General features: G+C 26.7%; 12 protein-coding genes. 7 read left to right on the forward strand and 5 right to left on the reverse strand.

What is annotated here, in order from left to right; translation table 11 throughout:
• Positions 1–152: 152 nt before the first annotated feature.
• Positions 153–1,481: a hypothetical protein gene (locus RDX53_RS06060; RefSeq protein WP_307993848.1), complete on the forward strand. Its 1,329-nt coding sequence runs from the start codon at positions 153–155 to the stop codon at positions 1,479–1,481.
• A 119-nt stretch (positions 1,482–1,600) separates the two neighbouring features.
• Entirely contained in the window at positions 1,601–2,170 is a 570-nt protein-coding gene (locus RDX53_RS06065) for an ABC transporter ATP-binding protein (protein ID WP_307993851.1), read from the forward strand.
• Between the two features lie 61 nt (positions 2,171–2,231).
• Here the strand turns inward: RDX53_RS06065 and RDX53_RS06070 are convergent, their stop codons facing one another.
• Complete coding sequence (locus RDX53_RS06070; protein ID WP_295779057.1) at positions 2,232–3,527, reverse strand: DUF1002 domain-containing protein; 1,296 nt, start codon at positions 3,525–3,527, stop codon at positions 2,232–2,234.
• 572 nt (positions 3,528–4,099) lie between these two features.
• Here RDX53_RS06070 and RDX53_RS06075 point away from each other — a divergent pair.
• Together RDX53_RS06075 and RDX53_RS06080 are read left to right on the forward strand one after the other, a co-directional pair.
• Complete coding sequence (locus RDX53_RS06075; protein ID WP_307993849.1) at positions 4,100–4,624, forward strand: hypothetical protein; 525 nt, start codon at positions 4,100–4,102, stop codon at positions 4,622–4,624.
• 238 nt (positions 4,625–4,862) lie between these two features.
• Entirely contained in the window at positions 4,863–5,747 is an 885-nt protein-coding gene (locus RDX53_RS06080; RefSeq protein WP_195929844.1) for an RNA polymerase sigma factor RpoD/SigA, read from the forward strand.
• A 310-nt stretch (positions 5,748–6,057) separates the two neighbouring features.
• On the opposite strand, the gene RDX53_RS06085 is transcribed toward RDX53_RS06080, so the two are convergent.
• From RDX53_RS06085 to RDX53_RS06095, 3 genes are all read right to left on the reverse strand, one after another.
• Positions 6,058–6,279, reverse strand: a complete 222-nt coding sequence (locus RDX53_RS06085; protein ID WP_195929843.1) for a hypothetical protein — start codon at positions 6,277–6,279, stop codon at positions 6,058–6,060.
• A 287-nt stretch (positions 6,280–6,566) separates the two neighbouring features.
• On the reverse strand, positions 6,567–8,693 hold the full coding sequence (gene feoB, locus RDX53_RS06090) for a ferrous iron transport protein B (RefSeq protein WP_295675107.1): 2,127 nt from the start codon (positions 8,691–8,693) through the stop codon (positions 6,567–6,569).
• A gap of 15 nt (positions 8,694–8,708) precedes the next feature.
• Complete coding sequence (locus RDX53_RS06095; RefSeq protein WP_195929875.1) at positions 8,709–8,930, reverse strand: FeoA family protein; 222 nt, start codon at positions 8,928–8,930, stop codon at positions 8,709–8,711.
• Between the two features lie 132 nt (positions 8,931–9,062).
• On the opposite strand from RDX53_RS06095, the gene RDX53_RS06100 reads away from it, so the two are divergent.
• Both RDX53_RS06100 and RDX53_RS06105 read left to right on the forward strand, forming a co-directional pair.
• Positions 9,063–9,521 (forward strand): metal-dependent transcriptional regulator, encoded by a 459-nt coding sequence (locus tag RDX53_RS06100; RefSeq protein WP_243269559.1) that lies wholly within the window; start codon positions 9,063–9,065, stop codon positions 9,519–9,521.
• Positions 9,522–9,585: 64 nt separating this feature from the next.
• The gene (locus RDX53_RS06105) at positions 9,586–11,040 is read left to right on the forward strand and encodes a UDP-N-acetylmuramoyl-L-alanyl-D-glutamate--2,6-diaminopimelate ligase (protein ID WP_307993850.1); all 1,455 of its coding nucleotides are present in this window, start codon (positions 9,586–9,588) and stop codon (positions 11,038–11,040) included.
• A gap of 50 nt (positions 11,041–11,090) precedes the next feature.
• Here the strand turns inward: RDX53_RS06105 and RDX53_RS06110 are convergent, their stop codons facing one another.
• Positions 11,091–11,993, reverse strand: a complete 903-nt coding sequence (locus RDX53_RS06110) for a LysR family transcriptional regulator (RefSeq protein ID WP_195929877.1) — start codon at positions 11,991–11,993, stop codon at positions 11,091–11,093.
• A 344-nt stretch (positions 11,994–12,337) separates the two neighbouring features.
• Between RDX53_RS06110 and tyrS the strand changes: the two genes are divergently transcribed.
• On the forward strand, positions 12,338–13,543 hold the full coding sequence (tyrS, locus tag RDX53_RS06115) for a tyrosine--tRNA ligase (RefSeq protein ID WP_295574847.1): 1,206 nt from the start codon (positions 12,338–12,340) through the stop codon (positions 13,541–13,543).
• Positions 13,544–13,835: the final 292 nt, after the last annotated feature.

Raw genomic sequence — 13,835 nt, forward strand, 5'->3', positions numbered from 1 at the left:
AACTTGATCTAAATAAATTAATTTCGAATAAACTTTTATTTTTGTTATTTGGGTTAACTATATTTAGCATGGATGAAAGAATTACTCAAACTTTATCATCACAACAATTTATATTATATATTTTTACAGAGCACTACTATTTGACCTATCTTATGATGCCAATTTTCATGTTGTCAATATATAGCAGTCTGGATGATGATATGGAGTATATTTTGATAAGAAGTACATCTTATTGGAATTATTTCAAGGGTAAATTAGCTGTATATGGAATATTTTCATTTATGTTTGTAATAGCTCAGTTTGTGGTAGCATTTATAATGTCAATAGGTCTAAGAAGTGATAATAACTTTAATGTACCAAATAATCCAAGTTATGAATTATTTGGATACTATTCACAACACTTTAGCAGTGTAACACAAGCTATTTTTATAAATTGTATATATATGATAGCAGGATTATTTATAGTATCTATTGCATTCTTTACTATAAATAACTTCTTCAGTAAAAAGGTTTCAACTAAAATCATGATAATAGTATATATTCTAATGATATTTGGTTTAAAGATTGATAAAGTAAATAACTTACCTATAGTTTTTATTGATAATTATATAATTTTTCATAGAAACTTTGGCTATGACTCAAAATTATTTATAAATATATTAACTATGACGACAGTACTTATAGTTGTTTGTATATTAAATAAAAAATATTGGAATAAAAAGTTAAAAATTAAAGATATAAGGAAAAATAAGATAAGTTATTATAAAAGACTTCTATTTTCAAGATATAATATAGTTATGATATGTAGTGTATTAATATTAATGTCTTTTTGGGGGCTTCTGAAAGGTAATAGCTCTTTTGAATCAATGAACGATTATTTAGTAAATCTATTTGTAGGACATCCAGTCAATAATATTCGAATTATTGAATTCTTAGAAATGTTAGTTTTAAATACAACTCCAATATATATAATAGCTATATTTCTAGAACAAGAAAGTAGTGAGAGGAGTTTATTTATAAACATAAGATTTGGAAAAGGGATAAAATGGATGAATTCTATTTTAAAGACTTCAATGCTATTTGTAGTTAGTTATGTATTATTAAATATAGCTATTCCGATTGCAATTGGTATTTTTAATAATATACCAATTACTTCTCAAGTAATACAATTAAGTACTAATATCTTCATAATTAAAGTTTTAGATTTAAGCTTACAGGTATTAGTATTAATCTTACTATACAGTTTAAGTAAAAACATGACCTTATCATTTTTAAGTTTACTATTATTAAATAGTTTATGCTTTTTACCTTTTAAGTGGTGCTTATACTTGCCATTTGGAATTTCAAGCTTATCACGATTTAAATATATAGGAGATTATGGCTTAACATTGATCCCTGTAATTATAGAATTATCAGCGTTTATTTTATTAAGCTTTATTTATATAGAAAAATTTGCGTATAAAAAAATATTAATTGATTAGAAAGGTTGAACACATTATGGAAACTGTAATAAAGTTAGACAGAATTTCAAAAGAATATGATGGAATAAATATTTTAAATAATATAAATCTAGATATAAAAAAAAGGTAGTACTGTAGGTATTGTAGGAGCAAATGGTAGTGGAAAATCTGTTTTATTTAAATTAATATGTGGATTTACCTCACCTGATAGTGGGCAGGTTTATATAAGGAATGAAAAATTAGGAGATAAAGTTGATTTCCCAAAAAATGTAGGTGTATTTATTAATGAACCTGGATATATCAGTATGTATAGTGGACTAGACAACTTAAAATTCCTAGCTGGAATTAATAATAAGATTAGTAATGATAAAATAATACAAACTATGGAAAGAGTTGGATTAAATCCTAATAATAAAGTTAAGGTTAGTAATTATTCATTAGGGATGAAACAAAAACTTGGTATAGCTCAAGCTATTATGGAAGACCAAGATATACTTATTTTAGATGAACCATTTAATGCTCTTGATTATAAAACATATCAAGATATAAAAAAAATAATAAAAGAGCTTCGAAAAGAAGGACGCACTATTCTCCTAACTAGTCATAATTTTGAAGACATAGAACAACTTTGTGATAATATATATGTTATTGATAATGGTAACTTAAAAATCATTGACGAAGAAAGTATAAATATATACAAAAAAAGATAAATAGAATTAGAAAAGGGCCATCGCAAATTTTATTTTGCGACAGCCTCATTTTGTTTTAAATTTATTGGTTAGTATCGAAATGTTCTGTATCAGTTTGTACTTCTGGATTTAATGTATTTTCATTTGATGAATTATTATCAGTGTTTTGATTTACATTACTATCAGAATTACTGTCGTTATTAGAATCAGTATTTGTATTGCTATCACTATTATTAGTGTTATCATTGTTACTATCGCTACTATCTGGGTTCATCATTGTAGAACCGTTGTTTTTATTTAAATCATCAGAACTATTATTAGAATTGTCTGATGAGAATAAACTTTTAAACCAATTAACTATTTTTGTGAAGAAACCTTGAGCTTCTTCTTTTGAAGGTAAATTTTCAGCAGCTTTATTAGTTGCATCTATTATAGAATCACTACCTAACATAGAATCATTTGTTTCACCTAATATACCTAAATCTTCAGAACTAGAAAATAAGTTAGAGAACCAGTTTCCTATAGAACTGAAGAATGAACCAATAGAACTTAATATTCCTGAGTTACCTATATTTTCACCAGATTCTTTTAAGTTATCTTGCACAACATCAGACACGTTATTTAAAGTAGCTTTCATCTCATTATAATCATAGTTTTGTGCAGCTATTTTTTGCATTAAAGCTATTATTTTATCAACTTGAGCATCTGTTAAAGTTACATTATAGTTATTAGTTATATTGTTTATTGTATTTGCAATTTGTGTTTTATCACTTGTATTATTTTTTATAATATCAGCTTTAACATCATTTATTATACCTGTAGCCTTATCTTGACCTATTTTATCACCTAAATCTCCTGTAGTTATTAATTCTTCAGAAGCAAGTTCTTTTTTATCTTCATCAAGAGTTTCTCCAGTAGCATTTTCAAATGCCTTCATAACACCAGTTAAGGCACCAGTCCCACTTACAGGAAATACAGCAGCTATAACACAGTTAGCGCCAGTAAGACCAGCAGTTGATAATGTAGTAGCAACCATAGAAGATGTTACCCAAGTTATATTTGCTGTTTTTACATTTATACCGCTACCTTCTTTTGTAGGTTCAACATAAGCACAAGAATAAGTCTTAGTACCTAATTGTTCTTCTGTAGCAACCTTTCCTAAATAAGCTCTTTCCTCTTTATTATTTACGGTTACAATTTGTACTTCGCTTTCTTTTACACCAAAGTAATTTAAAATAGTCTGTTTTTGTTCTGCAGTATTATTTACGCCTATAGTAACTACTTTTGAGCTATCAGCAAAAGATGTACCTATGCCAAAAGAAGAAAACATTAAGCATGTAGCCATTAATACAGAAACTATTTTGTTTTTAATCTTCATTTTACTTCCTCCCAATACATACCTTGTATTATTTCCTAAAATATATAATTGTAAAATTATAATTTGCTCACATTAATAATATATAGCTTTTTAAAAATAAATACGATTACAATGTTGTAACATGATTATATACTAAAAAAATTAAAATATCTTTATTTTAAGGAATTTTTAAGAAAAAGACATAAAAATGAAATTATATATTATAGAGAATTAATATAGCATAAAATGGGTATAACTATAAAGATAGGATTAGATGAAGAAATATATTTTAATTTAAAAAGTAAATTTTTCATTCCTAAACTATAAAAATTTGTATTTGAACTTTAAAAACATACCAAAATCTTGAATACTATATAAAATAAGTAATAAATAAGATTGAAAAATTTTTAAATCTATTATATTATAAAGAAGAAATATGGTATTTTCTAAGTAAAAAGACAAATAATTTTGTGTATTTTATAATGTATTGATAGTATTTTTTTAGTTTAAATAAAATATATCAGTATGTTAAAAGAAAATATACCTTGAAAAGAATCAATAAAGAGGTTTTTCTTAAAAGAAAGGAGAAAAGTATGTCAAAAGAATTTGTTAAAGAAAGAGTATTAAAATATCTAATGGAGGATTTACTAGTACCTCAAGATATGATAGACACTAATGTGCCTTTAAGTGAATTTGAAGAAGGAGCTGAAGGTGTTTTAGACATAATAGTAAATGTTGTTGTTAAAGAAGATGGAGAAGATTTCTACGTTCCAGTTTTAATAGCTACATGCGTTGATGAAGACTTTGTAATGGAAGGAGCAGCATTACAAAAAGAAATAGATTTCCTTGAAGATGTAGATAACATAACTACTGCTGGTAGAATGATACTTACAAACGGAAATGAAATGATGTATGCTGATTGGACTGGGGAAGAATACGATACAGAAGCATCTCTTCCTACATATGATCAAATGAAAAAAGAATTCTTTGAAATGGAAGAAAAAATAAAAAGAGAAGAAATGATGCACGGTCATGAATGCGGTTGTGGTTGTGGTCATGATCACTCTCATGAACACAATCATGAAGATGGTTGCGGTTGTGGACACAACCATCACTAAGAGTTAGTTTGCAAGAATTTTATTGATAAAAAGTTTGTAAATAAAGAATTTATCTATGTATATCACAAAAATGCAAAAATTTGTGAAAAAATAAAGGTTTTTACAAAAAAACGTAGAATTATATTATAGATAAAGTAATTGACATTTTGAGTAAATGGAATTACATTTTTTTTATTTACAAACATATAATAGCTATATAAGATTTAAATAAACTATGTGTAAAAGAAGGGGTTATATTATGGGGGCTAAAAAAGAAAATACTTACGAAAATTATGTCCATGCAGATACTTCAGGATCATCAAATGCAATGAAAATGTATTTAAAAGAAATTGAAGCATATAAAATGCTGTCTGCAGTTGAAGAAGTTGAATTGGCTAAAAAGGTTAACGAAGAAATACCTGAGGCAAAAGAAGATTTTATAAACGCTAATTATAGATTAGTTGTAAGTATAGCCAAAAAATATAGAAAAGAAAATGTTGATATGCTTGACTTAATACAAGCGGGGAATATAGGTCTTATCAAAGCCGTAGAAAAATACGACTATACTAAAGGGTATAAGTTTAGTACGTATGCTACTTGGTGGATAAAACAAAGCATTACAAGATATATAGACGATTGTGAAAATACTATTAGAATACCAGTTCACCTTCATCAAAGAATTAATTTTGTTAAAAGAAAAAAACAAGAACTTTCAAATGTTTTACAAAGAGAGCCATCACTAGAAGAGTTGGCTGACATTTGCGATATGGACGTCGAAAAAGTTATTGAAATTCTAAAACGAGACAAAAACGTTGTATCACTAGATACACCAATAAAAGAAGATGAAGACAGTAGTTTAGTAGAATTTATACCTTCAGATGCTAACTTTTCCGATGTAGTTATGCACGAAGTGGAACAACACAATTTAAGGGAGAAAATAAATGAATTATTAACAGGACTTAGTGATCAAGAACAAAAAGTTTTAAGAATGAGATTTGGTCTTGATGATGATGACCCTAAAACTTTAGAAGAAATAGGAAAAGTATTTGGAGTTACTAGGGAAAGAATTAGACAAATAGAGGCTAAGGCCATAAGAAAATTGAGACATCCAAGTAGATTGAATCAATTAAAGAATTTTTATTAGGACTAATTTTATATAATAACAGCCTGTTTAAAGTAAAAAAGTGGGATTATATCCCACTTTTTTTATTCTAAGGAAATGAGATTCCTTTATATTTTATATATCGTGGGTAAGTATAATTTACATAAATATAATTCAAAAAAATATTTTTATGATATTTAGAACAGAGATTTTGATTAAATTTAACTTAATACTTTTTATGTAGATTTATGATGTATACAAAAAATAGATTTTAATAGCTTTGATATAATTATAATGTATACACTAAATTATATTTTTATACAAAGATAACGTTCTCTCGAAATATGATTTCTTATAGTTTTGCAGAAACTTTATATAAAAACATAGCGCACTTCTTAATGAGATAACTAAAAATATCCCCAAAATCATCGTCATTATCGTACAGTTTAGTAACATCCATGCCAAGCTGCAAATTAATTTTATTAATACGCGTAAACTGAATACTTACCATAAAAAGAAAATAAATAAAACCTATACCAAATAAAACAAATAATAAAATGAATAATTTATCCATAATAATCCCTCCGTAAAAATTATATTCTATATATTATAATTGTACTATATTGACAAAAATTAATCAGTAAAAAGTAGTATATTTATTAGAAAATTTAGAATTATTGAAATAAATATTAAAAAAATAAATTATAAAGCCGTATCTTGTATCATAAAGATATCAAGATACAGCAAAATATTTATTTTTATAACATATATAAATTTATATTTACTTTAAAAAATTAATAATTAAAATTTATATTAATATTTTAAAAAAATCTAAAGTTTTAAAAATTAAGTTTTACTACTTTATATAATAAAAGTCAATATATCAGATAATATTCTAGTAATTGTGCATATAAAGAATGCTATAGCTGTTGGAATTAAAAATCCAAGAGCAGTCCATTTAATACTCTTTGTTTCTTTTTTTATTGTCAATAATGTAGTTGTGCATGGCCAATGAAGTAAGCTAAAAAGCATTAAGTTAAGCGCTGTTAAATAAGTCCAACCATGGTCAGTAAGCAAGTTGCCTAATTCTTGAAGACTTGTGTAGTCTGTCATAGAACCTGTAGCCATATAAGACATTATTAAAATAGGTATTACAATTTCATTTGCAGGCATACCCAAGATAAATGCCAAAAGTATAAAACCATCTAATCCTATAAATTTTCCTATTGGGTCCAAAAACAAGGCTATATGGTTTAATATTGTCATATCCCCAATATAAGTATTTGCTAAAATCCATGTTATTATACCGGCAGGAATAGCAACTATAACGGCCCTACTCAATACAAATAAAGTTCTATCTATTAAGGAAGTATAGATGATTCTTCCTATTTGTGGCACTCTATAAGGTGGCAGCTCCAACGTAAATGTGGAACTTTCTCCTTTTATAAGTGTTTTAGATAATAAATAAGATACAAGTAAAGTTATTCCTATACCTATCAAAACAATTAAAGTAACAAAAATTGCAGTAGATATGCTAGAAAAAAATGTATTGTTAATTGCAGAGGTAAAAAATATAGTAGATATTGCGATTAAAGTAGGAAAACGACCATTACATGGAACAAATGTATTTGTAAGAATGGCTATTAGTCTCTCTCTTGGTGAATCAATAATTCTACACCCTATAACTCCACAAGCATTACAACCAAATCCCATACACATTGTCAAACACTGTTTACCATGAGTTTTACATTTTTTAAATAAATGGTCTAAATTAAATGCAACCCTAGGCAGATATCCTAAATCCTCTAAAAAGGTGAACAAAGGAAAGAAGATTGCCATAGGTGGCAACATAACAGATACAACCCATGCAAATGTTTTATATAATCCATAAACCATCATATCGCAAAACCATTTTGGAACATTTAAACTACTCAAAAAAGAGTACATACCAGGTTCAATGCTAAATAAAAGATTGGATAAAACTTCAGAAGGATAATTTGATCCAGAAATAGTTATCCATAAGATTATAGCGAGCATAACAAGCATTGTTGGAATTGCAAAATATTTTGACGTAATAATAGAATCTATTTTGTCGTCAATATCTTCTTTATCATTTTTTTGACTTACTACATTTTCAAATAAGCTTGAAGCATAGTCGTAATTTAGCTTTGAAATTTCATCTCTTATTCTTTTTTTGTCTAAATTTTGAGGAAGTTGATGTTTTATATATTCTAGAGTATCTTCAAAATCTCCTTCAATATAGTTGCTTAAAGATGAAAATAAACTTTCATCACCATCTATTATCCTAAGACCTAGCCATCTTGAGTTTATTTGGGGAAATGTGTTTTCTAAATCATCTTTAAAAGACTCCACCAAGGATTCGATTTCATCATTATATACTACATAATTTTTATTATCGACTTTTTCTTGCAAAACAACTTTTTCTAGTGCATTTTGCAATTCATCCATTCCAATTTTATTGCGTGCACTTGTCAGTACGACTGGAATACCAAGTAATTGCTCCATTTTTTCTTTATTTATCTTTATAGATTTTTTTTCGGCTTCATCTATCAGATTAACGCACAAAACGACTTTGCTTGTTAATTCTAATACTTGAAAAAGTAAATTTAAATTTCTCTCCAAACACGTTGCATCGCATACAACAATAACGGCATCTACATCACCAAAACATATGAAATCCCTAGCTACAACTTCTTCTTGAGATAGGGCAAATAGAGAATATGTTCCAGGTAAATCTATAAGGTTGTAGTTGATATTATTGTATGTGAATTCACCTCTTGCAGTTGCTATTGTCTTTCCAGGCCAGTTACCAGTATGTTGCTTTAATCCAGTTAAATAATTAAATACAGTACTTTTTCCTGTGTTTGGATTTCCAGCTAATGCAACTATATATGAATTTTCTTTTTGTTTTATATTAAAGGAATCTTGCAGAGATTTGATTTTACAATTTTTATATGTCAAACCCATTTATATATCCTCCTATTATTTTACTAAAATTAAATTACTTTCCTCTTTTCTAAGGGCTATTTTACTACCTCTAACCTTATATACAGTTAGGTGGTCTTTAGGACCCTTTCTCAATACATCTATAAGAGCACCTTTTGTAAATCCAAGTGCTAACATTCTTTCTCTCAAATTACCATCTGATAATAAATCTTCAACTTGAGCTGTTGTTTTTATTTTTACATCTGTTAATCTTTTCAATTTTAACTCCTCCTTAAAAATTTTAGCCTAAGCTAACTTTTCTAATTTTAAGGTATGAAAATAATACATAAATTGTGCAAAATAGTAATAAATTTTCTAAAAAAAAATAATAAATATATAGGAGGTGTTTTTTTGAGTGAATATTTTACATTTAGTGAATATATGAAAAATAATAAATTAACACCTAGTGAAGAAGATTATGTAGAGATGATTTATAGAATATATCTTAAAAATGGGAATGTAAAAGTAAAAGACGTTGCAAGTGAATTAAATATAAAACCTGCATCTGTCACCAAAATGGTCAAAAAGCTAGATGAAAAAGGTGTATTAGAATATAAAAAATACGATTATATAAAGCTGACAAAAATGGGATATAAATTGGGAGATACATTACTAAAAAGGCATAATACAATTTATAAATTTTTAGAAATTCTAGGTTTAAAAGAAGATATACATGAAGAAACAGAAAAAATAGAACATACAATAAATTACGATACACTTGAAAAAATAAATACATTGATAGACTTTTTTTCAAATAATGAAGATGTATATTCCTTATTGATAAACTTTAGAAAAAATAGGGAGTGCTAAATACATAAGCAAAATAGTGTTAATTATTAATTATCGAGAGGGATTATCCTCTAAGGGGGAGTTTATGAAACTTTTAAAAATGTTGCAGTCAGTTGATATTTTAGCAATCAATGGGCCAGTAGATGTAGAGATAGAAGATATTTCATATGATTCTAGAACTGTCATAGAAGGTAGCATGTTTATATGTATAAAAGGAAATAACGTAGATGGGCACGACTTTATAGATGATGCGATAAAAAGGGGAGCAAAGGTAATATTAATTGATAGAAAAATACCTTATAAAAAAGATATAACATATATAAGAGTAGAAAATATTAAAAAATCTATGGCCATAATTGCAAAGAACTTTTTTGATAATCCATGTCAAAAAATAAATTTAGTTGGGATTACAGGGACAAATGGAAAGACAAGTACAGTGAGCTTTATAAGGCAGATACTTGAATATGACAGCAAGGTGGGAAGTATAGGGACTATAGAAATATACGATGGAGATAAAAATACAATATCTAAAAATACAACTCCAGAGAGCTTAGACATACAAAGAAATTTAAATAAGATGATAGCAAATGACTGTAAATACTGCATTATGGAGGTTTCTTCCCATGCTTTAGTCTTAAATCGAGTAGATTGTATTGATTATAAAATAGGAGTGTTTACAAATTTAACTCAAGACCATTTAGATTTTCATAAAAATATTGAAAACTATAAAAATGCTAAAGAGAGATTATTTTATAAAACAAATTCAGTAAATATTTTTAATATAGATGATGAAGTAGGAGAAGAATTCTTTGAACACAGTTTAAAACGAGATATAAAGACATATACTTATGGAATAAATAAAAAAGCCGATTTTAGAGCGAGTGATATAAAATTATACCACGACAAAACAGAATATACATTAACTACAAATGAAGGTAAATTTAAAGTATCAATACCTATATTAGGTTATTTTAACGTATACAACACATTAGCAGCAATAAGTACTTGTATATCACTAGGTATAGGGTATGAAGAAGTAATAAGTAGGGTTAAAACTTTAAAAAGTGTACCAGGCAGATTAGATTGTGTTGAAAATGAAAAAAACATAAATATAATTGTAGATTATGCCCACACTCCTGATGCACTTCTTAATTTAATAAAAAGTGCAAGATTATTTACAAAAGGAAGAATAATTTTAGTTTTTGGATGTGGTGGAGATAGAGATAAAACAAAAAGACCGATAATGGGAAAAATCGCCCAAGACAATTCAGATATTTCAATTATAACTTCAGATAATCCTAGATTTGAAAATGAAACAGAAATAATAAATGATATTTTAAAAGGTATAAATACTAAATTAGACAATTACTTAATCGTAAAAGATAGAAAAGAGGCGATAAAAACTGCTATAGAAATATATAAAAACCAAGATTTAATAATTATAGCGGGTAAAGGTCATGAAGATTATCAAATAAAAGGAGATAAAAAATATTATTTTGATGATAAAAAAATAGCTAAAGAAATAGTAGATAAATTATAAATCAATAAAAATACTATAAAGAGGGGAGGTTCATTCCCCTTTTTTTAATATTAAGATATCTGTTTGTCGAACCATTTCAAAGCAAAATCCTTAAATATAGTCTCGTTTTTAGATAATTTTTTATTTTTTATATTAACTAAATAAGTCGTCGCATAAAAATTATCAAATAAATTGATGATTTTTATATGGCTATTTATGTTGTTTTTATATGACATAGCGATAGTATCGGGAAGAAGAGTTATACCCATATCTTCAGATACTAATGCAAGTAATGTTTTTGTCTGACTATCTATATAAGACACTTCTGGAAAAAAGTTTAAGTTACCCCAAACACTTAAAAATATATTGTGTAAAGTTGAGTCGCCGCTTAACGAAATATATTTTTCTTTTGATGTTTTTGAAAGAGCAATAGTTTTATTTTCTAAAAATCTATGGTTTTCAGAAGTGACCATGACTAAATTATCATGAAAAAGAGCACATGAATCTAATAATTTGCTATTTGTGCCTATATTGTTTACAAATGCTAAATTAAATTTAGACAGACTTAAATATTCTAATATGGAATTGTTACTTCTTTCTATAAGCTCTATTTGAATATTTTGATATTCTTTGTGAAAATCGCCTATAAGAGCTGCCAGTCCATATTCAATCATTGTATCTATAACCCCAATTGTAATAATTTCACTTTCTTGACTTTTGTATTTTTCTAAACCCCTTTGCATTTTGTCATAGCTATCAACGCTTTGTTTTGCAAATTCAAGAAATTCTTGCCCTGCTGGTGTCAACGTGATAGTCCTATGTTCCCTTTTAAAAAGCTCAATCCCAATTTCCTTTTCTAAGGCTTTTATATGTTTAGATATTGATGATTGAGATATAAATAATTGCTGGGAAGCTAGTGTAAAGTGATTATTTTTTACAACAGCTAAAAAAGACCTTAATTGTTCAAATGTCATTGTTTTTCCCACCTTAAAAATAAAATAAATAAAAAAATCCCCTTAAAAATATTATAACAGATAATAGATAAAAATAATGAAAATAGGATATAAGTTTATATTGATGAAAATAGAGATTATCTAGGTAATATATACGAATGTATAAATTTATAAAATGATTGACAAACTATAATAATATTAATATATTTAAATTAAAGATATATTTATAGTTGAGATAATAAATAAATTCAATCGAATTTAAAGAGAGGTCTTGGCTAAAAAGAGATTTAAGAGTTAGTGAATATAGGAGCTCTCGTCCTTATGGATGAGAGCTTTTTGAGCATTATGGGGAAGGAAGGTCATTTATGAAATCTGTAGAAGAACAATTGAAAATAATAAAAAAGGGAACATTAGATATAATTAATGAAGAAGAATTAATAAAAAAATTAGAGAAATCAATAAATAATAATAAGCCATTAAAAATAAAATTGGGGCTAGATCCTAGTGCACCAGATATACACCTAGGACATACAGTTATTCTTAGAAAACTAAAACAATTACAAGACTTAGGACATGAGATTATTATAATAATAGGTGATTTTACGGGTAAGATAGGAGACCCCACAGGAAAATCAAAAATGAGAAAGTCTTTAAGTGATGAAGAAGTATTACAAAATGCAAAGACATATGAAGAACAAGTATTTAAAATCTTAGATAAAGAAAAAACAACTATAAAGTTTAACAGTGAATGGCTATCTAAATTGACGTTTGAAGATGTTTTACAGTTGACACAATATACAACAGTAGCGAGAATGCTTGAGAGAGAGGATTTTAGGCTGAGATTTGAAAATCAAAGACCTATATATTTAAATGAATTTTTCTACCCTTTAATGCAGGCTTTTGATTCGACTGCTATTGAAGCAGATATAGAATTTGGAGGAACAGACCAAAGATTTAATTTGCTTTCTGGCAGAACTCTGCAAAAGGAGATAGGAAAAGAGCCACAAGTTGTAATTATGATGCCTCTTATAGAGGGATTAGACGGCAAAAATAAAATGAGTAAAACTCTAGGTAATTATATAGGAATTTACGAATCGGCAAAATCAAAATATCAAAAGGTCATGGAAATACCAGATGAACTAATTGTAAAATACTATACATTATTAACTGATGTAAGTGATGAAAAAATAAAAGAAGTAAAATCTAAATTAAAAGATGAAAACATAAATCCAAGAGATATGAAAATGGATTTAGCGAGAGAAATAGTCAGCTTATATCACACAGCAGAAGAAGTAGATCAAGCAGAAGAGAGATTTAAAATGATATTCCAAATGGGACAAAAGCCAAAAGATATAGATACAATAAATGCAGAAAAAGAAAACTTCGATTTAATCCAAATAGTAGTAGATAAAGGTTTAGTATCTAGTAAAAGTGAATTTAGAAGACTTTTAGCACAAGGTGGAGTAAAAATAAATGATAAAAAAATAACTAAAGAAGAGTTCTTGCCAAAAGAAGGCGAACTTGTCGTGCAAATTGGAAAGAAAAAATTTATAAAAATAATAGTGTCTTAAATTAAAATAAGGTAAGTTTAACTTGCCTTATTTTTTATACAATTGAGAAAAACAAAATATTACAAGGTTATATAAAAGGCAGATTAGATTGTATAGAAAATGTAAGTTTTTAAATTATATAAATAAAATTATATATAATAATTAATTAAAAATAATGATTTTTTTGAAAAAGGAATTTTTAAATTAGTAGAAAGATGGACTGGTGTGATTGAGAATCATGGAGAATACATTACTGATTAATAAAAATTTTCATTTTATTTTTAACCCTTATTTTTTGTCTAAAAACTTATGC

This window comes from uncultured Intestinibacter sp. (assembly GCF_902468165.1).
GTDB lineage: Bacteria > Bacillota > Clostridia > Peptostreptococcales > Peptostreptococcaceae > Intestinibacter.